The sequence below is a fragment of the Shinella zoogloeoides genome (assembly GCF_022682305.1).
Taxonomy (GTDB): domain Bacteria; phylum Pseudomonadota; class Alphaproteobacteria; order Rhizobiales; family Rhizobiaceae; genus Shinella; species Shinella zoogloeoides_B.
Genome location: NZ_CP093528.1, coordinates 4,232,123 through 4,255,753, shown reverse-complemented (window position 1 = coordinate 4,255,753; position 23,631 = coordinate 4,232,123). Strand labels below are relative to the sequence as shown.

General features: G+C 65.4%; 22 protein-coding genes. 5 read left to right on the top strand and 17 right to left on the bottom strand.

Features of this window, described 5'->3' with window-relative positions; genetic code table 11:
- Window positions 1–221 precede the first annotated feature (221 nt).
- The 8 genes from MOE34_RS21085 to MOE34_RS21050 all read right to left on the bottom strand — a co-directional run bounded on the left by MOE34_RS21085 (window position 222) and on the right by MOE34_RS21050 (window position 10,744).
- Window positions 222–1,256: a DUF7146 domain-containing protein gene (locus MOE34_RS21085; protein WP_242219543.1), complete on the bottom strand. Its 1,035-nt coding sequence runs from the start codon at window positions 1,254–1,256 to the stop codon at window positions 222–224.
- Window positions 1,256–5,575: a strawberry notch family protein gene (locus tag MOE34_RS21080; RefSeq protein ID WP_242219541.1), complete on the bottom strand. Its 4,320-nt coding sequence runs from the start codon at window positions 5,573–5,575 to the stop codon at window positions 1,256–1,258. Before MOE34_RS21080 ends, MOE34_RS21085 begins: the two co-directional genes overlap by 1 nt.
- Before the next feature lie 158 nt (window positions 5,576–5,733).
- Complete coding sequence (locus MOE34_RS21075; RefSeq protein WP_242219539.1) at window positions 5,734–6,030, bottom strand: hypothetical protein; 297 nt, start codon at window positions 6,028–6,030, stop codon at window positions 5,734–5,736.
- Window positions 6,027–6,293 (bottom strand): DUF6117 family protein, encoded by a 267-nt coding sequence (locus tag MOE34_RS21070; protein ID WP_047167751.1) that lies wholly within the window; start codon window positions 6,291–6,293, stop codon window positions 6,027–6,029. Before MOE34_RS21070 ends, MOE34_RS21075 begins: the two co-directional genes overlap by 4 nt.
- A complete protein-coding gene (locus MOE34_RS21065) occupies window positions 6,290–6,706 on the bottom strand; it encodes a hypothetical protein (RefSeq protein WP_242219537.1) in 417 nt (138 codons plus the stop codon). Before MOE34_RS21065 ends, MOE34_RS21070 begins: the two co-directional genes overlap by 4 nt.
- Before the next feature lie 132 nt (window positions 6,707–6,838).
- Complete coding sequence (locus MOE34_RS21060) at window positions 6,839–8,941, bottom strand: ParB/RepB/Spo0J family partition protein (RefSeq protein WP_242219535.1); 2,103 nt, start codon at window positions 8,939–8,941, stop codon at window positions 6,839–6,841.
- 236 nt (window positions 8,942–9,177) lie between these two features.
- A complete protein-coding gene (locus MOE34_RS21055) occupies window positions 9,178–9,678 on the bottom strand; it encodes a hypothetical protein (RefSeq protein ID WP_064332273.1) in 501 nt (166 codons plus the stop codon).
- A 115-nt stretch (window positions 9,679–9,793) separates the two neighbouring features.
- Complete coding sequence (locus MOE34_RS21050) at window positions 9,794–10,744, bottom strand: ArdC family protein (RefSeq protein WP_242219533.1); 951 nt, start codon at window positions 10,742–10,744, stop codon at window positions 9,794–9,796.
- A 240-nt stretch (window positions 10,745–10,984) separates the two neighbouring features.
- Between MOE34_RS21050 and MOE34_RS21045 the strand changes: the two genes are divergently transcribed.
- Window positions 10,985–11,578, top strand: coding sequence for a DUF6088 family protein (locus MOE34_RS21045; RefSeq protein WP_066970298.1), 594 nt, complete (start codon window positions 10,985–10,987; stop codon window positions 11,576–11,578).
- Window positions 11,571–12,587 carry a nucleotidyl transferase AbiEii/AbiGii toxin family protein gene (locus MOE34_RS21040; protein ID WP_242219531.1) on the top strand — a complete coding sequence of 339 codons (1,017 nt, stop codon included), beginning with the start codon at window positions 11,571–11,573 and terminating at the stop codon, window positions 12,585–12,587. The genes MOE34_RS21045 and MOE34_RS21040 overlap by 8 nt, the downstream gene beginning before the upstream one ends.
- Window positions 12,588–12,615: 28 nt before the next feature.
- Here MOE34_RS21040 and chrA read toward each other — a convergent pair whose 3' ends face one another.
- The 7 genes from chrA to MOE34_RS21005 form a co-directional block, all read right to left on the bottom strand.
- A complete protein-coding gene (chrA, locus tag MOE34_RS21035; protein WP_242219529.1) occupies window positions 12,616–13,815 on the bottom strand; it encodes a chromate efflux transporter in 1,200 nt (399 codons plus the stop codon).
- Window positions 13,816–13,874: 59 nt separating this feature from the next.
- Complete coding sequence (gene arsH, locus MOE34_RS21030) at window positions 13,875–14,588, bottom strand: arsenical resistance protein ArsH (protein WP_242219526.1); 714 nt, start codon at window positions 14,586–14,588, stop codon at window positions 13,875–13,877.
- Entirely contained in the window at window positions 14,588–15,643 is a 1,056-nt protein-coding gene (gene arsB / locus MOE34_RS21025) for an ACR3 family arsenite efflux transporter (protein WP_242219525.1), read from the bottom strand. Before arsB ends, arsH begins: the two co-directional genes overlap by 1 nt.
- An 8-nt stretch (window positions 15,644–15,651) precedes the next feature.
- Window positions 15,652–16,077, bottom strand: coding sequence for an arsenate reductase (glutaredoxin) (gene arsC / locus MOE34_RS21020; protein ID WP_242219523.1), 426 nt, complete (start codon window positions 16,075–16,077; stop codon window positions 15,652–15,654).
- Between the two features lie 8 nt (window positions 16,078–16,085).
- Window positions 16,086–16,613, bottom strand: coding sequence for an arsenate reductase ArsC (locus tag MOE34_RS21015; RefSeq protein WP_242219521.1), 528 nt, complete (start codon window positions 16,611–16,613; stop codon window positions 16,086–16,088).
- Window positions 16,606–16,977, bottom strand: coding sequence for an ArsR/SmtB family transcription factor (locus tag MOE34_RS21010; RefSeq protein WP_242219519.1), 372 nt, complete (start codon window positions 16,975–16,977; stop codon window positions 16,606–16,608). Before MOE34_RS21010 ends, MOE34_RS21015 begins: the two co-directional genes overlap by 8 nt.
- Window positions 16,978–17,616: 639 nt before the next feature.
- The gene (locus MOE34_RS21005; RefSeq protein ID WP_242219517.1) at window positions 17,617–18,177 is read right to left on the bottom strand and encodes a methylated-DNA--[protein]-cysteine S-methyltransferase; all 561 of its coding nucleotides are present in this window, start codon (window positions 18,175–18,177) and stop codon (window positions 17,617–17,619) included.
- Window positions 18,178–18,308: 131 nt separating this feature from the next.
- Here MOE34_RS21005 and MOE34_RS21000 point away from each other — a divergent pair, with 131 nt between their 5' ends.
- A complete protein-coding gene (locus MOE34_RS21000; protein WP_242219515.1) occupies window positions 18,309–19,367 on the top strand; it encodes a succinylglutamate desuccinylase/aspartoacylase domain-containing protein in 1,059 nt (352 codons plus the stop codon).
- A 105-nt stretch (window positions 19,368–19,472) separates the two neighbouring features.
- The gene (locus MOE34_RS20995) at window positions 19,473–20,933 is read left to right on the top strand and encodes a phospholipase D-like domain-containing protein (RefSeq protein ID WP_242219513.1); all 1,461 of its coding nucleotides are present in this window, start codon (window positions 19,473–19,475) and stop codon (window positions 20,931–20,933) included.
- Here the strand turns inward: MOE34_RS20995 and MOE34_RS20990 are convergent.
- Together MOE34_RS20990 and MOE34_RS20985 are read right to left on the bottom strand one after the other, a co-directional pair.
- Complete coding sequence (locus MOE34_RS20990) at window positions 20,905–21,717, bottom strand: endonuclease/exonuclease/phosphatase family protein (RefSeq protein ID WP_242224173.1); 813 nt, start codon at window positions 21,715–21,717, stop codon at window positions 20,905–20,907. The genes MOE34_RS20995 and MOE34_RS20990 overlap by 29 nt on opposite strands.
- A 115-nt stretch (window positions 21,718–21,832) precedes the next feature.
- Window positions 21,833–22,312, bottom strand: a complete 480-nt coding sequence (locus tag MOE34_RS20985; protein ID WP_242219512.1) for an Lrp/AsnC family transcriptional regulator — start codon at window positions 22,310–22,312, stop codon at window positions 21,833–21,835.
- Window positions 22,313–22,461: 149 nt separating this feature from the next.
- On the opposite strand from MOE34_RS20985, the gene MOE34_RS20980 reads away from it, so the two are divergent.
- On the top strand, window positions 22,462–23,631 hold the full coding sequence (locus tag MOE34_RS20980; protein ID WP_242219510.1) for an amino acid aminotransferase: 1,170 nt from the start codon (window positions 22,462–22,464) through the stop codon (window positions 23,629–23,631).

Genomic DNA, 23,631 nt, shown 5'->3' with positions numbered 1-23,631 from the left:
GCGATTTTGTTTCGCGATGGAAAGGCGCGGGTTCGGGGTCCCCGCGCGGCTTGCCGCGTGGGGTGGACATGCGCCGCCGGAAAATCGTCGGCCGCAGCCATTGCTGATCCGGCCCGGCTGATGGCCGATCGCCCTCTCGAAGGCCGAGGCGCGGTCCTTTTGCCGTCACTGGCGCATCGTTGCGGCATGGGGGCTGCGCGCCACCTGTCAGCCCCTTCCGGCTAAGCGGCCAGGTTCATGAAGCGTGCGACGTCCTCTGGAGCGAGCTGCACTCGAACGCCTGCCCGAAGTGCGTCGATACCGAGCCGCCGCAGATCCTCGTTGAAGTCCCCGAATGCCGGCGACAGTGGGATGGCCTCGATTCCCTCGGCGTTCGCCCGTTCGATCAGTATGTCCCGCGCGCCGTCACCGGCCGGATCGTCGTCTCGGACGATATAGAGCCGCCGCAAAGTCGCCGGGAACAGGATGGCGGCCAGATGTGCTGCCGAGAGCGCCGGCGCCATCGCCATATCGGGTAGGACCTGCCGGAGCGACAGCATGGTCTCGATACCTTCGCCTGCCGCCATCACGCTGCCGGGCACACCGATGCGGACGGCATTGCCGAGGAGATCGCCCATCGCCTTGCGCGGTGTGTCGATGGGGGCTTTGTCGGAGCCGTCAGGCGCAAGCCAGGTGCGGTGCGCGCCGGTGATCTTGCCAGCGAGGTCGGTGACGGCGGCGATCATGGCGGGCCAGGTCTCGGTCGGGCCATCGTCGGGCTTGTAGTAGCAGCGGGGGTGGAAGCGCAGGTTTCCGGTTCCGTGCAAAAGCGTAATGTCGCGTCTGCGCAGATAGGTCTGCACGATTGTCCCGGTGATTGGTTGCGTCATGGCGATGAGACGGCGTGCTGCCTCGGGCGACCCCGATGGCGCTGGCGCCAGTCCGCGGCGTGATACCGGCTCGGGTTCGGGATGCGGCAGGCTGAGAAAGGTGCGCGCCTCTTGAGCAACGTCTGTGAAGTCGATGAGGCCGAGCGATTCCCGGATGATGTCGAGAAGGTCGCCATGTTCGCCGGTGGCGGCGTCGGTCCATTTGCCCGCTGGTCCCTTCGGTGTGTCACGCAGGCGCACGAACATGGAGCGGCCTGCGGCATTACGAGCATCGCCAACCTGCCAGTAGTTGCCCTGCCGGTGGCCGTTGGAGAGATAGTGGCGGCAGACCGCCTCGGCCTGTCGGCCGAGACTGTGTGCCAGTTCAGAAGCGTCCTGCCGAGCCATCACGCTGCCTCACGCTCGCTGATCCGCTCGACCGGATAGGTGGCGAGCAGCTTATCGATGATGGCGGGGCCAGAGGCATCGACCGGAACGAAGAAGCGCAGCTTCCACGAGATGATCTCGCTGAAGAGGCCATAGGCGCGCAGGCGATCCCGCATGGTGTCGGTGAAGCCGGACAGTTCGATCCGGTTCGCGCCCATGACGCGCGCGCGGCGAAGCTGGAGCCCGCTGGCCAGGTCGAGGATGGTGCGACCGTCCACCAGAGCGGCATAGGCATCATCGCTGCTGAGGTTGGCCGTTCCCGTCGAGGCGGCATTCATGGCCCAGGCGGGCGAAACCCGTCGCCCGATGATGCGTTCGCCATCGTCGGTCTGGAGCCGATAGACGCGCGTCGACTCGTTCGGCAGGCGCTTCCACACCGGCAGGAGCAAACCGCTGACCATGTGGATGGTGCCATCGGTATAGGCCGGCACTTCGGCGACTTCACGTTGCCAGACCGCTGCAAAGCTGTCGCGAGCGGCTTCCTGCCAATGGCTGTCTTCCATCATGGCGAGGCTTGCGTGGTGCTGTTCCATCGGCCGGATCAGGCGGACACGGCGCTCGATCTCGCCATCGTCGAGCATGATGGACGGCGCCGGCACCTGGACAGCAGCGCGTCCCGACCGCGCGTTGATGAGCAGCCGGGCATGCGGATCGTCGAGCCAGCCGAGCGCCGTATCGAGCGTGGTTGGCTGGTTTCGGCGGCGCTCGGTGATGGTGAGCAGCCGCGTCTGCGCACCCGTTGCCGGATGGGTGTAGATGGTCGTGCGCTCAGCGACGACGAAACTCTCCGCCGTCAGCGTTTCCAGCCCGACATCATAAACGCCGCTGGCGATGGCTCCGGCCACCTTGGCGTCGAGCAATTGCTCGAAGGCGGTGAAGAGGATGCCCTGAAGCTCGATGGTCAGCGCCAGCAGGCGGTTGAGGAACGTGGTGATCGGCGGCAACTCGTCCTTGATGCCGTTGTCATCGGTCAATTTCAGGCCGGTCGCGGACTCGAAGCGACCCAGCGAGCACCCCTCGACCTTGCCGCGAACGATCAGGAGATAGAGCTGCCGCAGCGCATCGCGGGCGTAGCTCGATTCCAGATTGTCCTCGGGCCGGAACAGACCCTGGCCGCCGGTCTGGCGCTGACCGCGCGTGATCGCGCCCAGCGTATCGAGCCGGCGTGCGATCGTGGACAGGAAGCGTTTCTCGGCTTTGACGTTCGTGGCGATCGGGCGGAACAGCGGCGGTTGCGCCTGGTTGGTGCGGTTGGTGCGACCCAGACCCTGGATGGCGGCGTCGGCCTTCCATCCGGGTTCGAGCAGATAATGCACGCGCAGACGCTGGTTCTTCGCTGACAGTTCGGCGTGATAGCTGCGGCCAGTGCCGCCGGCGTCGCTGAACACGAGGATGCGCTTCAGGTCGTCCATGAACGCAGCCGTCTCGGCAAGGTTGGCGGATGGCGCGCGGTTTTCGACGGCGAAGCGTTCGCCTTTGCGGACGATGCGCCGGGAACGGCCCGTCACCTCGGAGACCATATCTGTGCCGAAGCGCTGCACGATCTGATCCAGCGCCCCCGGAACGGGTGGTAAAGACGCAAGACGTTCGATCAGCTCGTCACGGCGCGCGACAGCTTCGCGGCTCTCGACGGGGTGGCCGTCGCGATAGACCGGGCGCGAGGACAGATTGCCCTCGCCATCCGTGAACGGCTCGTAGAGCTGGACCGGAAAGGAATGGGCCAGATAGTCCAGAACATATTCGCGCGGCGTGATGTCGACGCGAATATCGTTCCATTCCTCTGTCGGGACTTCCGCCAGCCGGCGCTCCATCAGCGCTTCGCCGGTCGAGACGATCTGGACGACAGCGGCGTGGCCGTCATTCAGGTCACGTTCGATGGACCGGATCAGCGTGGGCGTTTTCATCGACGTGAGCAGATGGCCGAAGAAACGCTGCTTGGCGGACTCGAAGGCCGAGCGGGCGGCGGACTTGGCCTGGCGGTTCAGTGTGGCTCCCCCACTATCTGGGCTACCGGTGATGTTGGCCGCCAGCATCGCGGCGTCGAGATGATTGTGGATGACGGCGAAGGCGCTGGCGTAGGCATCGTAGATGCGCCGCTGCTCGTCGGTCAGGGCGTGCTCGATCAGCTCATATTCGACGCCATCGTAGGAGAGCGATCGGGCGGTATAGAGGCCCAGCGCACGCAGATCGCGGGCGAGCACTTCCATGGCCGCGACACCGCCGTCCTCGATCGCCTCGACAAATTCGGCGCGGGTGGCGAAGGGGAAATCCTCACCGCCCCACAGGCCGAGCCGCTGGGCATAGGCGAGATTGTGAACAGTGGTCGCGCCGGTGGCGGAGACATAGACGACGCGCGCGTTGGCCAGGGCGTGCTGAAGCCGAAGGCCCGCGCGTCCCTGCTGCGAGGCGGCAACGTCGCCGCGTTCTCCCTTGCCGCCTGCGGCATTGGCCATGGCGTGGCTCTCGTCGAAAATGATCACTCCATCGAAATCGGAGCCCAACCATTCGACGATCTGCCGGACGCGGGAAACCTTCTCACCACGGTCGTCGGACCGTAGCGTGGCATAGGTTGCAAACAGGACGCCTTCCGACAGCGTGATCGGCCGCCCTTGCGGGAAGCGCGACAGCGGCGTGACCAGCAGGCGCTCCATGCCGAGCGCGGACCAATCGCGCTGCGCGTCCTCGATCAGCTTGTCGGATTTGGAGATCCAGACCGCCTTGCGGCGACCGCGCAGCCAGTTGTCGAGGATGATGCCGGCAGATTGACGGCCTTTGCCGGCCCCGGTGCCGTCGCCGAGCATGAAGCCGCGCCGGAAGCGCATGGCGTTTTCGGCATCGGGCTTGGCCGCTTGCACGAGATCGCAGGTCGCATCGACGGTCCAGGAGCCGGTGAGGAAGTCCGAATGGGCTTCGCCGGCATAGATGACGGTTTCGAGCTGGGCGTCCGACAGGAGATCGGTGATGTTCGCGGGCAGCATCGGCCGATAGGCCGGCTTGGGCGGTGCAACACTCGCCATGGCCGCCGACTGCACGAGCTTGGTGGGGTGCGCCTGAGAACTGGTAATACGGATCGACTGCAATCCGTATTCTTCATAGATCGCATCCGTGAGGTGGGCGCCTTCCGGCGGCGTCCAGTCCATCGTGTCGTAGGCGAGTTCAACGCCCTGCGGGTCCATGGTGGAGCGTGCGGCCGGATGCTCCGTGGCGGTACGCGCAAGATAACCCCGCACGGTGCGGGGCGCCGAGCCCGACACGGGCGGCGCGATGTCAGGCAGCGTGACCGGCAGGCGCGGTGGAATCTGCGCTTCGATCCATGCGAGCAGTGTGGCGCCGTCGGGCGCGAGGCCAGCGGACAGGGGAAACGCGGCCGGGTCTTCGGCCGGCAGCTTGTCGATGACGGTGAGCCGCGTTTCGATGCTCGTGCCATGCTTGGCATAGACAGAGCCGTGGATCGCCGCGGTGAAGACGACGCGGCCACGCTCTTGAAGCCGAACGAAGGTGTCGCGCCAGGCCGGTTGCTCGGGGCCGAAGTTCGCGCCGGTGATCGTCACCAGACGCCCACCATCGGCAAGCCGCGCCAGGGCCGAAGCAACATGACGCGCGGCGGCGTCGGCGACCCGACCGGAGACGTTCGCCATCACCGAGAAGGGCGGGTTCATTAAGATGACGGAAGGGATGGCGCACGTCGGAAGGTGGTCGTCGATCTGGGCGGCGTCACACCGCGTGACGGCAAGGGCTGGAAAGAGTTGGCCAAGTAGATCGGCGCGGGTTTCCGCCAGTTCGTTGAGGAGCAGCGAGCCACCGCTGATCTCGGCGAGGATGGCGAGAAGACCCGTGCCTGCCGACGGCTCCAGCACAATGTCGTGCGGTGTGATCGCGGCGGCCGCGACAGCGGCGAGGCCGAGCGGGACCGGTGTCGAGAATTGCTGAAGCGCCTGGGCTTCCTCGGAGCGACGGGTGTGCGTCGGCAGAAGACCGGTGATTTTCGACAGGGCGGCAAGCCGTGCAGCCGGAGTGCCGGCTTTACGGAAAAGCGCACGTCCGTATTTGCGCAGGAACAGGACGGTCGCGCCTTCACAGGCTTCGTAGGCCGTCTTCCAGTCCCAGGCGCCGCTCGTGTCGGAAGCCTCGAAGGCCGTTTCCATGGCGATGCGGAGATTGGCGTTGTCGATCCGCTGGCCGCGTTCGAGCAGGGTGAGAAGCTGATGGGCGGCGGCGATGATGGCGGACGCGCGGGCAACGGGCGCAGCCGGACCGGCTACGGGGGACATGATGTTCATGGATCGGAACCTCGGGAGAGCGGGAACGGGAAGCCCGGACGGCGCTCTCTCTCGACCGCGCGGACTCAAACCCGTCCCGGCGGCCCTCTCACTCTCGAACACGTCGCTGCCGACATGAAAAAAGCGCCTCGGCCGAGCGGCAGAGGCGCTTTGAGGGGTCAGGCCCAGTGTCCGTCGGTGATCTCGCGGGCGACGAGCCTGCGCGCCTTGCGGATCAGGTCATCGCCGCTGGTGTCGATGTGCCGGAAGAACCGGGCGCGCGCGCCGTTCGCGGTCCAATCGGCATAGGCGCAATATTCGCGAGCCTCGGCCCGGAAGGCCCGCATGTCGCTGGCCCAATGGGGCTTGGGTTCCACGACGACGGTGATGCCGTCTCTGGTTTCCAGCCAGGGAAGCGAGCGCTCTGCGGGCGGTCGCTCACGATCGGCGGCGAAGATGGCGTCGATGTCCATCATGGCGCTTCTCCGGGCGTGCCCGGATGGATGAAGCCGCCAGGATCGCCGGGGTCGGGCGGCAGGTAGGCGTCATAGGGATTGCCGTCGGCGAGGTGGCCGAAGGGCGTGAAGACGAAATCACCATCGTCTCGTCCCACCGCGCAGATGACGTAACGCGGGGCGCCGGTCACGGCATCGAGGCATTCCATGAGCGCAAGGTTGCCGTCACCGGCAGCGCGCAGCAGCGTTTGAAAATTGCTCTGGGCATGGGACGGAATGCTCATAGCGGGCCTCCCTCGTCGGAGAGTGTCTGGTCGAGCCAGCCATCGGTGTAGATCCAGTCGACGGTCTCCCCGCTGGCGAGATCGAGGACATGCGCGCCGCCCCCGAAGCCGTCGAGCCGGGGCTTCGAGCAGGTGTTGGCATATTGGAAACCCCAGCGGCCGCTCAGGCCGAATTCTGCGGCGCAGCGCTTCACGAACTGGATCAGGCGCTCGGGATCGCCGGTGACGTCGTCGTGCATCCAGAGCTGCGTGCCGCCATGCTCGGGCTGGATCGAGAGGAGGAAGCCGTCGGAAGGCGGTTCTTCCGATGCGCCGGCCTCGGAGAGGCGGTTGTAGAGGTTGAGCGCGCGGGCGGCGTTCTCGGGCGTGCCGACATCGAGCAGGCACGAGAAATGGGTGAAATAGTCGGCCATGACAGGCTCCTGAAACGAGAAATGCCCGGCCCGCGCGGTACAGCCGCGCAGGCTGTCGAGCGTGGGACCGGGCGGTGTGGAAGATCGGGGTGGGATGCGCGGGACGAACGGCGCCGCCCCGCGCGATCCGCGCTATTCGGCGGCGACGGCGTGCTGGACCTCATCCTCGCCGGTGTCTTCGTCCTCGCCGTCCTCGGTGAGGAAGTCCGGCAAGGCGGTGTCTTCGCCGGTATCGGCCTGATCGCCATCGATGGACGCCAGGCGCAGCGGTTCGGGCAGCCAGCCGCTGTCGGTCAGAAGGCGTTCGGCTTCCTTGGCCATGTCGCCCTTCTTCATGTGGTCGATGAGCTGCGCGGCCCGCTCGCCGGCACCTTCGCGGACGGCCTCGAGAATGCGGGGCTTGGTCACGCGGCCGAGATAGTTGCCGACCGTGGGCTTCCAGCCTGCGGCCACCATGTCCATGCCCGTAGCCCGTGCGAGCCGGTCGGCCTGCGCCAGACGCACGTCGAGGCCATGCTGGCTGACGCCCGAGCCGGAATAGGGGTTCGGACGTTCGAACAGCGCATTGACGCCGTAGCTGACGCAAAGCGCCAGAAGCTCCAGGCGCGTGCCGTCATCGAGATCGGTCAGCCATGCCCAGAGCGCCTGATCGTCAGCGGGGATGTGATCCCCCCAGCGTTCGTGGCGATCGTTGACCGCCTGCGCCGATGGGCTGTCCTTCAATTCCTCGGACTGGGCCGAGAAGAAGATGTGGCGGACATTGGCCTCGAGGCAACCGGACGGGTTGGTGTGGATGAAGGTGTCGCTCAGAAGCTTGTGCAGCAACATGGTCATGGCGACGTGCGGATGTTCCGCCAGCGCGTTGCGCAGCGCCAGGGTGCGATGGGCGGTCAACTCGATCACGAGACGCTCGGGCAACGGCTTGATGCCGTCTTCCTCATCGTCCTCGGGCTCGGCGGGCTTGCCACCGATGGTGATGACCGCGCGTTGGACGGCCGGCGTATCGGGCTGGTCGCCCCCGGACGCCTCGCCATCGGGCTCGGCCTGGGGTTCATCCTCGGTGCGGACATAACCGCGGTCGATCGACAGCGAGCCGTCGGCGTCGAGGCTGACGAAGGCGCCGGCGATTGCGATGTCGGCCTGATCGTAGCTGACGGGGCGGTTCTCGAAGGCCTCCAGAGCCTGCTCGATCTCGCCGAGACGTTGATCGATCACGTCTGGCAACTCGTCGGCCTCGGAATATTCCGCTTCGATCCGGTCATATTCCTCGCGCAGCGCTTCGCGGGTCGCACGCTCCTCGTCGGTCAGATCGACCGCAACGCCGGCGAGTTCACGCAGGCCGTGGTCGTGGCCATAGGGGAAGCTCACCGCGACCTCGATCCACTTCCAGCCTTCCTCGGCGATCTGATCGGCGGTGGCTTTCAGCTTCTCCGCCACCATACGGTCGAGCAGGACGGGGTCTTGCAGCCAACCGCCGTCGTCGGACTGGAACAGATCGCGCAGCACGACGCCGCCCGCGGCCTCATAAGCCTCGATGCCGATGAAGACGGCCCGCTTGTCCGAGGCGCGAACCGCGGTCTCGGTCAGCATCCGCCGGATCTGATAGGGCTCCTTCTGCCAGCTATCCTTGATCGCGTCCCAGACCTGCCCCTGACGGGCATGGTCGGGGCTGACGGTGAAGGCCATGAGCTGTTCGAGCGTCATGCCGTCATCGGCATAGATTTCGAGCAGGGTCGGCGAGACGGAGGCGAGGCGCAGGCGCTGCTTTACCACCGTGACGTTGACGAAGAAGGCCGCCGCGATGGCCTCCTCGGTCATGCCCTTGTCGCGCATGGCCTGAAAGGCGCGGAACTGGTCGAGCGGATGGAGCGGTGCGCGTTCCATGTTCTCGACCAGCGATACTTCGTCGACGAGGATGTCGCTGTTGGCGTCGCCGATGACGCAGGGCACCGTCGCCGTCTTGGCCAAACGCTTCTGCTTCACGAGCAGTTCGAGTGCGCGATAGCGGCGACCGCCGGCAGGCACTTCGAACATTCCGGTCTCCGCGCCATCGGCGTCGAGGACGGGACGGACATGGAGGCTCTGGATGAGGCCGCGCCGGGCGATGGACTCGGCCATTTCCTCGATCGAGACGCCGGCCTTGACGCGGCGGACGTTGAACTGGCTCAGCACCAGCTTGTTGAAGGGGATGTCGCGCGCCGACGACAGGGTGATCTTCTGGATGGCACTCGCCATGTTCGTTACTCCGCGACGGGCGGCCGGGAGACCCTCTCTCGACCTCCAACCCGTCACGAAGCGAAGCGCCGCCCTCTCACTCTAAGAAGGGCAGCGCCGCAGAAGCGGAAAGGCGTGAAGCCGGAGTCCCGCTTTCCCGCCTTTCCGGTTTTCAGGATCGTTACGCTGCGCGAGGCCTCCCATTAATTGGGTCACACACAATCCATTCATGTCGGAGTGCGGCTTGCTATCGCCGGCTACGCTTCCACAAGCGACCAGTCGATGCGTAGCCGGTGCCCCCTTACCTTGCCTTTGGGGAGGGCTTTGCGGTCGATCAACTTGCCTCGCACCTCAAAATCCGCGTTGATCTTCACGATCAGGATCTTGCTGAAATTGCGCTCAAGATTGATCTCGACAACATCACAGTTCTTGAATGGCGTGATGGTTTTCACCTCAACGAAGTCATTGCCAAGACGGCCATCGGACCCCTTGGCGTAATTGCGGTGCAGCTTGATGCCATGGGTGATCGCGCCATACAGCTCGCCAATGTCACCATATACTTGCAGGTGTCTGCCGGTGAGATGGTAATATTCCTCGGCGGTGCCGATCAGCGACTCAAAGACCGATACAAGCGACAGGTCGGCATTGGGATAGCGCGCGCGCCACTCTTTATATTGAATTTGCTGATTGATTTCGTCCCAGCTCACCCATTCACCATCATCCCATATGGCGTTATCTGGCCCCAAGGTGTTTTCCATCACGAGTTTCGAATCCCACTGCGTCCTGTTGCCTGCAAAGGCTGGGGGAAGTCTACAGCAAGGTCAGTAATGGACTGTTAAGCCTTGCGTGGGCCGATTTCACCATGTGTGTCCATCACGCCGCTTCCCGTCCGTGGCCGGCCATGCCGACATCCGCATCCGGCAGGAAGCCGAGCAGCCAATCGGCCGCCTTGCTGGCCTGGGAGGCGGCGCGGACGATGGCGCGATTGTCCTCGCGCAGCACCTCGAGCCAGGCGCCGATATAGTCGGCATGGCGGACGGTCGGTACGATGCCGAGAGACGCGCAGCAGAAGGCCGCATTGATCTCGGCCACCAACTCCTCGAAGGCGTATTTCTTCGTGCCGAAACCGCCGGTCAGATCGCGGCCGAGCCGGGAGGCATGGCCGCTGGCGTGCCCGAGTTCGTGCAGGGCCGTGCGGTGCCAGTTGATCGGCTCGAAATAGGCCTGCGGCGGGGGCACCTGCACATAGTCGTGCGCCGGCACATAGAAGGCGCGATCGCCGCCGATGCGGAAATCGATGCCCGTCGCTTCGATCAGAGCCTCGACGCGCGGCTCGATGAGGCCAGGCGGCGGCGGTGGAGCGATGGCGGCGATGTCGTCCGGCAGGCCGTCGCATTGCGCGGCGTTGAAGACGGTGAAGCGCTTGAGGAAGGGAAACGCGGCGGCGTCCTCGCCGGTCTCGCGGGCGCGGCGCTTCTCGTCCTCCGGCGTGAAGCGGTCGGCATAGACGACGGTCGTGCCATGCTCGCCCTTGCGGACATTGCCGCCCAGCGACAGCGCCTGGCGGAAGGTGAGCCAACTCTGGCTAGGGAAGCCGTGCTGGATCACCGCGCCCCAGAGGATGAGCACGTTAATGCCGGAATAGTGCCGTCCGGTCGCAGCGTTGCGGGGCATGGCGAGCGGCGCCTTGGCTGCGGCCGATCCCCATGGCTGGACCCAGGGCGCGCGGCCCGCCTCAAGCTCGGCGATGATCTTGTCGGTGATGTCGTCATAGAGGCTCGTCCGGCCTGAACTGGCGCGGGCGCCGTGGTTTTTCCTGAACATCGCGGTTCTCCGCGACGGGCGCCGGAGACCTCTTCTCCAGCCCTCAACCCGTCACGGGAAACCCGTCCGCACTCTCACTCTATGGGGGGCGTTGCGGGGATCTCCCCGCAGAAGGGGTCGGGCGAGACCCAAGGCTCGACCGCAGGGGAAGGCTTTCCCCCTTGTCCCAGCTTTCCGTCCCGGATGTGTTTCCTTGAAAACTGTCAGAAAACTACGTATGTTCCTGACAGGAGAAGGACGATGACACGGCTGACCGAACAGATTCTGTCGCATATGGCGGGTTTGCCCGAGGGCGCTTCTGTGTCCGCTAAAGGGCTGCTCCATCTCGGCAATCGCGCCGCGGTGGACCAGGCCTTGTCGCGTCTGGCCGAGCGCGAACAACTCATCCGGGCTGGGCGCGGTGTCTATCTCCGCCCCGTCGCCAGTCGGTTCGGGACGCGCGCGCCGTCGGTGGAACAGGCTGTGGAAGCCCTTGCCAGCCAGCGTGGCGAGACCATCGTCTCGAACGGTGCGGCGGCCGCAAACGCCCTTGGCCTGACGACGCAGGTGCCGGTTCGTTCGGTCTATCTGACCTCCGGGCGCAGCCGGAAGATGAATCTCGGCAAGCAGGTCGTGGAATTGCGCCATGCCCCGCGCTGGCAATTGGCTCTGGCCAACCGGCCGGCGGGAGAGGCCGTCCGGGCCTTGGCCTGGCTCGGCCCGGAGAAAGCCGAAACTGCGCTCAGGACATTGAAGCGAAAGTTGCCGCCCAGCGCCTTTGGCGAATTGGTGGCGGCCGCGCCGCAGCTTCCGACATGGTTGGCACAGAGTGTCGGGAAGGCGGCCTATGGCTGAAACCTTCCTGCTCCTCTCGGCTCAGGATCGCCGCGACGCCCTTGGCGTCGCGGCGGATCGTTCGGGGCGGCCCGCGCATCTGTTCGAAAAGGACGTCTGGGTGGTGTGGGCGTTGAGCACGCTCTACGCGGCGCCGCTTGGTGAGCATCTGGTGTTCAAGGGCGGCACATCGCTGTCGAAAGCCTATCAGGTCATCCATCGGTTTTCCGAAGATGTCGATCTGACCTACGACATCCGAGCGATTGCGCCCGACCTGGTCGGGGACAATGGCGAGGCCCTGCCGAAAACGCGAAGCGAGGAAAAGCGCTGGTCCAGCGAGGTTCGTCGCCGGCTGCCGGAATGGGTCGCCGCTGTCGTGCAGCCGGTGATCGCTGACGCCCTGGCAACGGAAGGTTTGGCTGCGGCGATCCGCGTCGAAGGTGATCGGCTCTTTATCGACTACGAACCGACCGCAACCGGATCAGGCTATGTCGCCCCCAGTGTCATGCTGGAGTTCGGCGCGCGGTCGACGGGCGAGCCGGCCAGTTTGCGCGATGTCGTCTGCGATGCCTCTGGCCTGATCGATGGCCTGATATTCCCGACAGCGCGTCCGCGCGTCATGCACGCCGAGCGGACGTTCTGGGAGAAGGCGACCGCCATCCATGTCTTCTGCCACCAGGACCGGCTGCGTGGGGACCGCTTCGCCCGGCACTGGCATGATGTCGCCCGGCTCGATGAAGCCGGTCTTGCGGACGCTGCCTTCGCGGATCGCGAACTGGCGAACGCGGTTGCCCGCCACAAGTCGATGTTCTTCGCTGAAAAGGCCGCTGACCGCACGTCGATCGACTATGGCGCAGCCGTCAATGGCGGCTTGCAACTGGTCCCCGCCGGCGATGGCGCCAAGGCGCTGGAGGAAGACTATGTGCGCATGGTCGAGGATGGGCTGCTCTTCGATGATGCCGAGCCGTTCGAGGTTTTGATCGAGCGATGCGCGGACATCGCCGAACGCGCAAATCGCTCGGCGACATAAGGAATGCAGGGGAAAGTATGGGGCTGTCTCACGACACCAAGGTGAGCGCCGCCCCGCCCGTGGCCGCCAATAGTACGACAACCCATGGCGGAGCTTTCCAGACCATCAGCGCCACAAAGCAAATCAGGGCCAGTGCGAAGTCCGGCATGCCGCCGATCGCGCTGGTGAAGACGGGCGAATAGAGCGCCGCTCCGAGAATGCCGACGACGGCGGCATTCGCGCCCTGCATGGCCGATTGCGCCCATATCGTGCGGCGCAACTGATCCCAGAAGGGCAGCGCGCCGATCAGGATCAGGAAGCCCGGCAGGAAGAGGGCAACCAGAGCGATTGCCGCACCGGCAGCACCATTGGGGGCGGGCCCCATGATCGCCCCGAGCCAGGCGGCGAAGGTGAAGAGCGGTCCTGGCACCGCCTGCGCCACGCCATAGCCTGCGAGAAAGGCGCCATTGGAGACCCATCCTGGTGTGACGGTTTCGGCCTGCAACAACGGCAGCACCACGTGACCGCCACCAAAGACCAGTGAACCGGCGCGATAGAAGCTGTCGGCGAGCGCCCATCCTTGCGCTTGCCCCGCCAGGACCGGCAGGCCAATCAGCAAGGCGACGAACAGCGCGAAGGCCGCCAGGCCAGCTTTGCGTGAGACCGGGACCGGCAGATGGTCGCCGATCGTGACCTGTCCCTTGCCGAGGGCCAACCCCGCGATTACGCCCAGCAGTATGGCGGCCATCATTCCGATGGCGCTTGGCGCCCAGGCAAGCAGAAGCACGGCCACGACCGCGATGGTGGCGCGCTCCTTGTCGGGGCAGAGGTTTTTCGCCATGCCCCACACGGCTTGCGCCACGATAGCGACGGCGACGATCTTGAGTCCATGCAGGACGCCTAGCGCAAGCGGGCTTTCCAGCCGCGTTGCCGTCATGGCGAGCGCGAGGAGGATCAGAGCCGATGGCAGGGTGAAGGCGAGGAAAGCGGCAAACGCGCCGCCCCAACCCGCCCGTGTCAGGCCGAGCGCAAAGCCGACCTGGCTGGAGGCGGGTCCGGGCAGGAACTGACATAGCGCCACCAGATCGGCATAGGCGCTTTCGCTCAGCCACTTTCGCCGCGTCACCAGCTCGTCGCGGAAATAGCCCAGATGCGCGATCGGGCCTCCGAAGGAGGTGAGCCCTAGCTTCAGGAAGACGCGGAATACCTCGGAGACGCTTGCCTTTGACTGCTCTGGGCTGTGATCCATTCAGGAGACCTCATTGGCTGGGTCATTTCGCGGGCGATGACGCCAGATCGTTAGATGGTTCAGGTCGCGGCGGTCAGATTGACCCGCCGCATCAGGGCTTCGCCGCTCTCCTTGCGTTCGGAATAGCGGTCGGTGAGGTAGGTAGAGACATCGCGCGTCAGCAGCGTGAACTTGATCAGTTCCTCCATCACGTCGACCACCCGGTCATAGAAGGCGGAGGGTTTCATCCGACCAGCCTCGTTGAACTCTTGGAACGCTTTGGCGACAGAGGACTGGTTGGGGATCGTCACCATGCGCATCCAGCGGCCGAGCACCCGCATCTGGTTGACGGCATTGAAGCTCTGCGAGCCGCCCGACACCTGCATGACGGCGAGTGTGCGGCCCTGCGTCGGCCGCACCGCGCCGACCGAGAGTGGAATCCAGTCGATCTGCGCCTTCATCACTCCGCTCATCGCGCCGTGTCGCTCCGGGCTGGTCCAGACCTGACCTTCCGACCAGAGGGAGAGCTCGCGTAATTCCTGGACCTTCGGATGGTTGACCTCGGCGCCGTCCGGCAGTGGCAGGCCCTGCGGATTGAAGATGCGCGTTTCAGCGCCGAAGTGATTGAGCAGGCGCTCGGCTTCTTGCGTGAGGAAGCGGCTGTAGGAGCGCTCGCGCAGGGAGCCGTAGAGCAAGAGGATACGCGGCGGATGGGTCGAAGGCGCAGCCCGGAGCCGGTCGATTGTCGGCACGTCTAGGCATGCGCCATCGATGTTGGGCAGATCGCGCAGCATCAGCGCTTCGCCTCGGCCACGGCCCTGGGCTTCTCTCCGCGCTCATACCAGCCTTTCGAGCGGTTCACGATCCAGACGACGGAGAGCATCACCGGCACCTCGATCAGCACGCCGACCACGGTGGCGAGCGCCGCGCCCGACTGAAAGCCGAACAGGCTGATGGCGGCCGCGACCGCCAGCTCGAAGAAGTTCGATGCCCCGATCAAAGCCGACGGTCCCGCGACGCAATGCTGTTCGCCGGCCAGCCGGTTGAGGAGATAGGCGAGACCAGAGTTGAAATAGACCTGGATCAGGATCGGCACGGCGAGCAGCGCGATCACGAGCGGCTGGGCAAGAATCTGTTCGCCCTGAAAGCCGAACAGCAACACGAGCGTGGCGAGCAGCGCCACCAGCGAAAGCGGCTGAAGGAGATCGAGGAAGCGCTTCAGCGCCGGTTCGCCTCCATTGGCGAGTATCCGGCGGCGCAGTACCTGCGCGGCGATCACCGGCACGACGATATAGAGCGCGACGGACAGGACCAGCGTATCCCACGGCACGGAGATGGCTGAGAGACCCAGCAACAGCCCGACGACGGGCGCGAAGGCGAACACCATGATGGTGTCGTTGAGCGCAACCTGGCTGAGCGTGAAATGCGGCTCGCCCTTGGTCAGGTTCGACCAGACGAAGACCATCGCCGTACAAGGTGCGGCGGCAAGAATGATGAGGCCGGCGATATAGGAGCCGATTTGCTCGGCCGGCAGGTAGGGTCGGAAGAGATAGCCGACGAACAGCCAGCCGAGCGCCGCCATCGAGAAGGGCTTCACCGCCCAGTTGACGAAGAGCGTGACGCCGATGCCGCGCCAATGCTCCTTGACCTGACCGAGCGCGGCGAAGTCGATCTTGACCAGCATCGGCACGATCATGAGCCAGATCAGCGCTGCGACAGACAGATTGACCTTGGCGATTTCGGCCGCGCCGATGGCGTGGAAGACGCCCGGTATGAGGTGGCCGAGCGCAATGCCGGCTACGATGCACAGGGCGACCCAAAGGGTGAGATAGCGTTCGAAGGTGGACATAGTCTTCCTCAAGCCGCCGCGACGCGGCGGCCGTGTTCGTCGATCACCCGCTCGCCGTCTTCCTTGACGAAGGCCCCGCGCTGCGGCGGCAGCAGGTCCAGCACTTCCTCGGATGGCCGGCACAGCCTCACCCCTTCTGGCGTGACCACGATCGGACGATTGATGAGGATGGGATGCGCCATCATAGCGTCGAGAAGCTGACCGTCAGTCAGAGCCGCGTCGCCAAGGCCAAGCTCGGCATAGGGTGTGCCCTTCTCGCGTAGCAAAGCACGAGCGGAGATACCCATGCGTGCGATGAGCTGCTCAAGCATGGTCCGGCTCGGCGGCGTCTTGAGATATTCGATGACATGCGGCTCGACACCGGCATTGCGGATCAAGCCAAGCGTGTTGCGCGAGGTGCCGCAATCGGGGTTGTGATAGATGATGACGTCCATGACTGGCCTCACGCGACGTCAGGGCGTGGAGACGTTGCGCCTTCGCTGCGGCCGATCTCGCGCAGCTTGGTGCCAAGCGCGGCCTTGTCGAGGCTTGCCACGGGCAGAGCCGTAAAGACGGCAATCCGGTTTCGCATGTAGCGGAAGGCGGCGACGAACGCCTTTTCCTTTTCGATGTCCGGCCCCTCAACGGCAGCGGGGTCTTCGATGCCCCAATGCGCGGTCATCGGCTGGCCCGGCCAGACCGGGCAGGCCTCGCCGGCGGCGCTGTCGCAGACGGTGAAGACGAAATCCATGATAGGCGCGTCGGGCTGGGCGAATTCCTCCCAGCTCTTCGAACGAAAGCCTTCGGTCGGATACTCGAAGCTTCCGAGCACCTTCAGGGCGAACGGGTTGACCGCGCCCTTCGGCTGGCTCCCGGCCGAGAAGGCGCGGAAGCGGCCTGCGCCGTCTTTGGTCAGGATGCTCTCGGCGAGAATCGAGCGGGCCGAATTCCCCGTGCAGAGGAAGAGGACGTTGTAGATGCGGTCAGTCATGGGCGGCCTCCTTGGCGGCGAGGGATTGCGGCGGGCAACAGGGGGAAAGGTCAGCGATCAGCGGCGCGCAGAGTTCGGGGCGACCGCCGCAGCAATCCTTGACCAGGAAGCTGGTGAGCGCATGCACGGCCTCGAGCCTTGCCCGATAGATGATCGACCGGCTGTGGCGCTCGGCGTCGATCAGGCCGGCGCGCGTCAGCGTCGCCAGATGCGTGGACATGGTGTTGTGCGGGACATCCAGCCTACGGGCAATCTCGCCTGCGGGTACTCCGTCCGGTCCGTGCTCCATCAGGAGACGGAACACGTCGAGACGGGTCGATTGCGCGAGCGCGGCGAAAGCGAGGATGGCGGCATCTGATTCCATGTGTCGAGACTAATCGACATGTTGGCCGTAGTCTAGCCCGGTGCGACCCAAGGGTTCCGCCTTGGCGCACAACCGCGTCCCCAAAATGAGAATATGTCGCGGACGCAAGGTGCGCTTTTGGTAGGCGATAGGAGACGGAATAAGCGCCCGGTGAGCCATTCCTGAAACGGGCTGCAAGTTCGGCCAGCGTCACCGGCACTGGTTCATTGGAAGGCTCGGAGGTGACAGTCGGCCTTCACGATGATAGGGTCACAGCGCGAGATCGGCGGAATGCACGGATCGAGTCGGATTGTTTCCTGCGTTCCTCGCTTGACGATAGATCCCGAAAGTACGGTTTTTCGGGGTATCCCGGAAAAATCCAATAATTTCAAAAGCCAGCCGTTTTGGCGGAATGGCTGACGGTATATTGCCGCGAAAAATATTTTTAATGACGATATTTCAAGGCGTTATGATCCCAATCAATAATCGAGTGGGAGTGAGCGCGCTGCGCTCCCCATGAAGCAATCCGAAAGCCCCGGTGCCCGCACCGGGGCTTTTGCGTTTCCGGGACCCGAAGCGCAGTGTACTTTCGGCACGTGAGCACCGGATGTCCGGAAGAGTGCCATTTGCAGGTCGGCATGGGCTGAACGGCGGTCGGTCCTAAAATCCGAACGATTGCTGCGCCGGTTCCGGCGGGGCGAAGGAGATGCCTTCGAGCGCCAGCATCCTCACCTTCGAGGACGCCCCGCCCGGCGCGGAGAAGCCGCCGACCTTGTTGCCGGCCGCAAGCACGCGGTGGCAGGGGATGATGAGGGCGACGGGGTTCTTCGCCATGGCCTGCCCCACCTCGCGGGCCATTTCCGGGCCGGCGCCGAGATCGCGCGCGAGCGTGCCGTAGGTCGTCGTCTCACCCCAATGCACGCGCCGCGCCGCATCGTAAACCGACAGGAAGAAATCGCTCTGGCCGGCAAGGTCGAGCGGGATATCGGTGAAATCGGCCTCCTCGCCCGCGAAATAGCGTTGCGCAGCCTGGACAGCGCGCACGACCGGCGGCGGCGGCTCGGCCGCTTCCGCCTCTGGCAGATGGCGCAGCAGCAGGCGGCGCGTGGTGGCGGCGTCCTCGCCGGGGAGCTGGAAGCGCACGACGCCGGCCGCCGTCCAGGCGATGCCGCAGGGGCCGCCCACGGTGTCGAAGATCAGATAATGGGTCTTGCCGGTCATTTTCGGCTCCTGTTCCCGTTTCGTCACAAGATCGGGCTTTGCCCGCGCGCTTTCAACCCGTTTCTTGCCGGGGCTTGCGCCTTGCCCCGCCAATTCGCATAAACGCCGCAAACCACCTGAGGAGAAGCGACGTGGAGCGTTCCGAGATCATCATCAGCGGCGATACGGCAGGCAGCGAATGGCGCGTGCCGGTCTTCCGCTTCGCGGGCAGTGACAAGGCGGCGCCCTCGGTCTATATCCAGGCCGCGCTGCATGCCAACGAGCTGCCCGGCACGGCGCTCCTCCACTTCCTCCTCGAGCGGCTGCGCAAGGCGGATGCCGAGGGTGCGATCCGCGGCGACATCACCGTCGTGCCGCAGGCCAATGCCATCGGTCTCGCCCAGTACCATTTCGGCGAGATGGGTGGCCGGTTCGACCTTGCCTCGCGCACCAATTTCAACCGTGATTTCCCGCTGGTCGCCCTTGCCGGGCGGGAAACGCTGCTGGAAAACCTCGACCGCCGCAGCGCCGCCGACCAGTTGAAGCGCTCTCTGCTGCACATGGCGCTCGGCGCGGATCTCATGCTGGACCTGCACTGCGACGACGAATCCCTGCAATATGCCTATATCGACGAGGCCTTCTGGCCGGAGGCCGCCGACCTTGCGGGCGAACTCAACATGGAGGCCGTGTTCCTCTCGGATGGCGAAAGCACCGCCTTCGAAGAGGCGGTCGGCCATGCCTTCAAGCACCAGGGCGGCGAGAAGCTGAAGAGCGTGCCGGGCCGTCTTGCCGTCACCGTCGAGCTGCGCGGCCGTCGCGACGTCTATCCCGCGATGGCAGAGCGCGACGCAGGCGGCCTCTGGGCCTTCCTCGCCGGGCGCGGCGTCGTTTCCGACCCGGCGCACAAGGCGAAGGCCTATACCGGTCCCGCCGTGCCGCTCGACAATATCGAGATGGTGAGGGCGCCCGCGCCGGGTGTCGTGCTCTTCCACCGCGATATCGGCGAGACCGTGAAGGCGGGCGATCTTCTGGCGACACTCATCGCCCGGCCGGGCGAGCCGGACGGTGCAATAGAGGTCAAGGCCGGCCATGACGGGCTGATCGCCACCCGCGCCTCCGCCCGCTATGCGCGGCGCGGCGAGGACCTGATGAAACTTGCCTGCCACGAGGCGACGCGCAAGGACCGCAAGCCCGGCACGCTGGAAGATTAAAATCTTTCGCGAGGGGGACTATCCTCCCCCTCGCATTCGTATCATCCAGAGCAATATATAAAGGCAGCAAAAGCGTTTGCCGCCTTGGGATGGTCCGCACACATCATGTTTGAGACGCTCTCCACCTATTGGCCGCATATCCTCGTCGCCCTGTCGATCGTCCTCGGCGTGCCGGCCGCCATCCACGCGACCATGACGAAGGAGGAGGTGCGGGCCGCCATCGGCTGGGTCGGCGTCATCATGCTGTCGCCGGTCGTCGGCCCCCTCATCTATGCCGTCGGTGGCGTGAACCGCATCCGCCGCAAGACGCTGAACCTCAGCCGCGAGGGCTTGCTTGCCGCCGGCTGGCACCATATGGCGGAATACGACGTCTCCAACGAGCATGTGCAGGTTGCCTATGGCGGGGCGCTCGCTGCCATGCAGCGCCTCGGCGATGCCGTCGGCCGCTGCAAGCTCACCTCCGGCAACCGCATCGCGCTGCTTTCGACCGGCGACGAAGCCTATGCCGCCATGCTCGCCGCCATCGACACGGCCGAGCGCTCCATTCTCATGGAGACCTACATCTTCGACCGCGACGGCGCGGGCGAGCGCTTCGTGGCGGCGCTTTCGGCAGCCGTCGCGCGCGGCGTGGCGGTGCGCGTGCTGATCGATGCGGTCGGCGCGCGCTATTCCATTCCGTCCATCGTCTCGGACCTCAGGCAGGCAAACGTGCCCGTCGACGTCTTCAACGGCAATATCGTCATGGGTCTGCGCCTGCCCTATGCGAACCTGCGCACCCACCGCAAGATCCTCATCGTCGACGGCAGCGTCGCCTTTACCGGCGGCCTCAATATCCGTGCCGGCTTCTGCACGGAGTTCTCCGGCGAGGCGGCGGCGCTCGACACGCATTTCCGCCTCACAGGCCCCGTCGTCAGCGATCTCTTCCGCATCGCCTGCGAGGACTGGCGCTTTTCCGGCGGCGACAACCTCTCCGGCGAGACCTGGCAGATCGCCCCGCCGCCGGACGCGCCCGACAGCGGCATGCTCGCCCGCGTCGTGCCCTCCGGGCCGGACAAGAGCCTTGAGACGAACCACCGCATGCTGATGGGCGCGGTCTCCGTCGCCAAGCGGCATATCCGCATCATGTCGCCCTATTTCCTGCCCGACCGCGAGCTGATCAGCGCCATCGTCACCGCCGCGCGGCGCGGGGTGGAGATCGACATCGTCGTACCCTCCGCCAATAACCTCAAGCTCGTCGATCTCGCCATGACGGCGCAGTTCGACCAGCTTCTGAAATACGGCTGCCGCATCTGGCGGGCCTCCGGCGCCTTCAACCATTCCAAGCTCACGGTCGTCGATGGCGCCTGGTCCTATGTCGGCTCGTCGAACATCGACCCGCGTTCGCTGCGGCTGAATTTCGAGGTGGATATCGAGGTGGTGGATCCGGACTTCGCCGACCTCATCGGCAATCGCATCGACGCCGCCCTTTCGCAGGCGAGGGAAGTGAAGCTCGAAGACCTCACGGCGCGGCCCTTCGCCCAGCGCCTCGTCGAGCGCATCACATGGCTTGGCTCACCCTATCTATAGAACGCTCGGAAGCGACCTTGAGATCGATATGCGCCTTGATCGGCAGGTGATCGGAGGCGATGCGGGCGAGCGGCGTGTCGTGCACCTCGACGGAGGTGACAAGATCGTGCGGATGGCCGAGCGCCCGGTCGAGCGCCAGAACCGGAAAGCGGGACGGGAAGCTCGGCACCGCGCCGGAGGCCGGATCGAAGGTCGGCTGGAGGCGCGATAGCGAGGAGCGGCGGCCGACCCGCCATTCATTGAGATCGCCGACGAGCAGCGTCGGCATGTCCTCTTCCTCCGCGACAGAGGCGAGGATCGCCATCGCCTGCTGCTCGCGCGAACGCTTCAGGAGGCCGAAATGCGCGGCGACGAGCCGCAGCTTGCCAAGCGGCAGGTCGAGCGTCACGACCAGCGCGCCGCGCGGCTCGACGCCCGGCAGCTTGAGCTGCCGCACGCCGCCGACGGCGCCCTTGCGGATCATGATCATGTTGCCGTGCCAGCCGTGGCCGGTGGAGGACAGCGCGGTGATGGGCACCGGCACGAGGCCGCAGTCGCGCTCCAGCACATCGAGATTGAGGAGGCCGGAGCGTTCGCCGAAGCGCTTGTCCGCTTCCTGGATGGCGATGATGTCGGCGTCTATCTCCGCGATCACGCTTGCCGTGCGTTCGGGATCGAAACGCCGGTCGACGCCCACGCATTTGTGCACGTTGTAGGACGCGATGACGGTGTCGCCCGGGCGATTGTTCTCCGGCGGCCGGTGGCCGCGGCGGTTGCGGATGGCCGCCAGCAGCGCGGCCGACATGACCTTGTCGTTCAGCTTCCTGTCCACTTGCCCTTCCTTCGTGGCGCAGCCCATCATATGGGCGCTTTACCTCCATCGGCAACCTCCGGCCGCCAAGAAAGGTTCCGCGAATATCTCAGGGAAGCGGGCTGTCCTGCATCTTCGGACTGTCGAGCAGGATGGTCGAGCGCAGCGTCTTGATCTCGCCCATGCGCTCGAATTCGCTCCACAGCAGCCGTCGGTAATCCGCGACGTCCTTCACCGCGATCTTGAGGAGGAAATCGAAATCGCCGGCGACCGTATGGCACTCCACCACCTCCGGCATGCGCCGCACGAGATCGATGAAGCGCTCGCCCACCTTCGGCGCCGTGCGCTCCAGCGTCACCTCCAGAAACGCCTGGAAACCGATGCCGGCCGCGCGCGGATCGACGATGACCGTGTGGCGGATCACGCCGCTCGCCTCCAGCCGCGCCAGCCGGCGCGAGAGCGGCGCGGGCGAGAGGCCGACCTTCTCCGCGAGCTGGTTGTTGGAGAGTCCGGCATCCTCGACGAGCAGGCGGATGATGCGCCGATCCGTCTGGTCCAGCACCGGCTCGCCGCCCGCTCTTTTCTCCATATTGTCCTCCACGCAAAAACCCATATCAATCTATCGATATGCAGCAATAAGACAAAAGCTTCTTGCGCTTTCCTCGCAATATCATAGTCGATTTTGCGAGCACTTTGTCCTACACCGCTGTCACACTCCACCCACACAGGAAACCGGCCATGTTCGACGCCCTCACCCGCCAGCCTGACGATCCGCTACTCGCCCTCATCGGCCTTTTCCGGGCGGACGAGCGCGCCGGCAAGGTGGACCTCGGTGTCGGCGTCTATCGCGACGAGACGGGCGCGACACCGATCTTCCGCGCGGTGAAGGAAGCCGAGCGCCGCCTCGTCGAAACGCAGCCGACCAAGGCCTATGTCGGCCCGGAAGGCGACCCGGTCTTCCTCGACCGCCTCTGGGCGCTGACGACGGGCGAGGCCGGCAAGGGCCGCGCCACCGCCGCTCTCCAGACGCCGGGCGGCTCCGGCGCGCTGCGCCTTGCCGCCGACCTGATGGCGCGCATGGGCACCAAGGGCATCTGGCTCGGCCTGCCGAGCTGGCCGAACCATGCCAGCATCTTCAAGGCCGCCGGCCTGGAGGTCATCACCTATCCCTTCTTCGACATCCCCTCGCAGGCCGTTCTCTTCGACCGCATGATGGAAGCGCTCGCGGGCGCGGCACCGGGCGATGCCGTGCTGCTGCATGCCAGCTGCCACAACCCGACGGGCGCAAACCTTTCGGCCGACCAGTGGCGCGCCGTTTCCGACCTCATCGCGGAAAAGGGCCTGCTGCCGCTGGTCGACATCGCCTATCAGGGCTACGGTCGCGGCCTCGACGAGGACGCCGCGGGCCTGCGCACGCTGCTCTCCACCGTGCCGGAAGCGCTCGTGTCCGTCTCCTGCTCGAAGTCCTTCGGACTCTACCGCGAGCGCACCGGCGCGATCTATGCCGTCTGCGGCAATCCCGACACCGCTCTTTCCGTGCGCAGCAACCTCGCCGCGCTCGCCCGCACCAGCTATTCCATGCCGCCGGACCATGGCGCGGCAATCGTCAGCACGATCCTCGGCGATGCGGCGCTCGCGGCCGACTGGAAGGCCGAAATTGAGACCATGCGCCTGCGCATCACCGCGATCCGCGAACGCCTTGCCGCTGGCCTTTCCGCCCGCTGGCAGGTGCTGACCGCCATCCGCGAGCAGGAGGGCATGTTCTCGCTGCTGCCGCTGGAAGAGGCCGACGTCCTGAAGCTGCGTGCCGAGCACGCCATCTACATGCCGACCTCCGGCCGCATCAACATTGCCGGTCTCAAGACGGCGGAAGTCGATGCCGTCATCGAGAAATTCCTGAGCCTCTGA

What these genes read in the sequence shown, in the direction of transcription:
- MOE34_RS21085 (WP_242219543.1), bottom strand. Translation starts at nt 1,256, where the DNA reads ATGGCTCGGCAGGACGCTTCTGAACTGGCACACAGTCTCGGCCGACAG.
- MOE34_RS21080 (WP_242219541.1), bottom strand. Translation starts at nt 5,575, where the DNA reads ATGAACATCATGTCCCCCGTAGCCGGTCCGGCTGCGCCCGTTGCCCGC.
- MOE34_RS21075 (WP_242219539.1), bottom strand. Translation starts at nt 6,030, where the DNA reads ATGATGGACATCGACGCCATCTTCGCCGCCGATCGTGAGCGACCGCCC.
- MOE34_RS21070 (WP_047167751.1), bottom strand. Translation starts at nt 6,293, where the DNA reads ATGAGCATTCCGTCCCATGCCCAGAGCAATTTTCAAACGCTGCTGCGC.
- MOE34_RS21065 (WP_242219537.1), bottom strand. Translation starts at nt 6,706, where the DNA reads ATGGCCGACTATTTCACCCATTTCTCGTGCCTGCTCGATGTCGGCACG.
- MOE34_RS21060 (WP_242219535.1), bottom strand. Translation starts at nt 8,941, where the DNA reads ATGGCGAGTGCCATCCAGAAGATCACCCTGTCGTCGGCGCGCGACATC.
- MOE34_RS21055 (WP_064332273.1), bottom strand. Translation starts at nt 9,678, where the DNA reads ATGGAAAACACCTTGGGGCCAGATAACGCCATATGGGATGATGGTGAA.
- MOE34_RS21050 (WP_242219533.1), bottom strand. Translation starts at nt 10,744, where the DNA reads ATGTTCAGGAAAAACCACGGCGCCCGCGCCAGTTCAGGCCGGACGAGC.
- MOE34_RS21045 (WP_066970298.1), top strand. Translation starts at nt 10,985, where the DNA reads ATGACACGGCTGACCGAACAGATTCTGTCGCATATGGCGGGTTTGCCC.
- MOE34_RS21040 (WP_242219531.1), top strand. Translation starts at nt 11,571, where the DNA reads ATGGCTGAAACCTTCCTGCTCCTCTCGGCTCAGGATCGCCGCGACGCC.
- chrA (WP_242219529.1), bottom strand. Translation starts at nt 13,815, where the DNA reads ATGGATCACAGCCCAGAGCAGTCAAAGGCAAGCGTCTCCGAGGTATTC.
- arsH (WP_242219526.1), bottom strand. Translation starts at nt 14,588, where the DNA reads ATGCTGCGCGATCTGCCCAACATCGATGGCGCATGCCTAGACGTGCCG.
- arsB (WP_242219525.1), bottom strand. Translation starts at nt 15,643, where the DNA reads ATGTCCACCTTCGAACGCTATCTCACCCTTTGGGTCGCCCTGTGCATC.
- arsC (WP_242219523.1), bottom strand. Translation starts at nt 16,077, where the DNA reads ATGGACGTCATCATCTATCACAACCCCGATTGCGGCACCTCGCGCAAC.
- MOE34_RS21015 (WP_242219521.1), bottom strand. Translation starts at nt 16,613, where the DNA reads ATGACTGACCGCATCTACAACGTCCTCTTCCTCTGCACGGGGAATTCG.
- MOE34_RS21010 (WP_242219519.1), bottom strand. Translation starts at nt 16,977, where the DNA reads ATGGAATCAGATGCCGCCATCCTCGCTTTCGCCGCGCTCGCGCAATCG.
- MOE34_RS21005 (WP_242219517.1), bottom strand. Translation starts at nt 18,177, where the DNA reads ATGACCGGCAAGACCCATTATCTGATCTTCGACACCGTGGGCGGCCCC.
- MOE34_RS20995 (WP_242219513.1), top strand. Translation starts at nt 19,473, where the DNA reads ATGTTTGAGACGCTCTCCACCTATTGGCCGCATATCCTCGTCGCCCTG.
- MOE34_RS20990 (WP_242224173.1), bottom strand. Translation starts at nt 21,717, where the DNA reads ATGTCGGCCGCGCTGCTGGCGGCCATCCGCAACCGCCGCGGCCACCGG.
- MOE34_RS20985 (WP_242219512.1), bottom strand. Translation starts at nt 22,312, where the DNA reads ATGGAGAAAAGAGCGGGCGGCGAGCCGGTGCTGGACCAGACGGATCGG.
- MOE34_RS20980 (WP_242219510.1), top strand. Translation starts at nt 22,462, where the DNA reads ATGTTCGACGCCCTCACCCGCCAGCCTGACGATCCGCTACTCGCCCTC.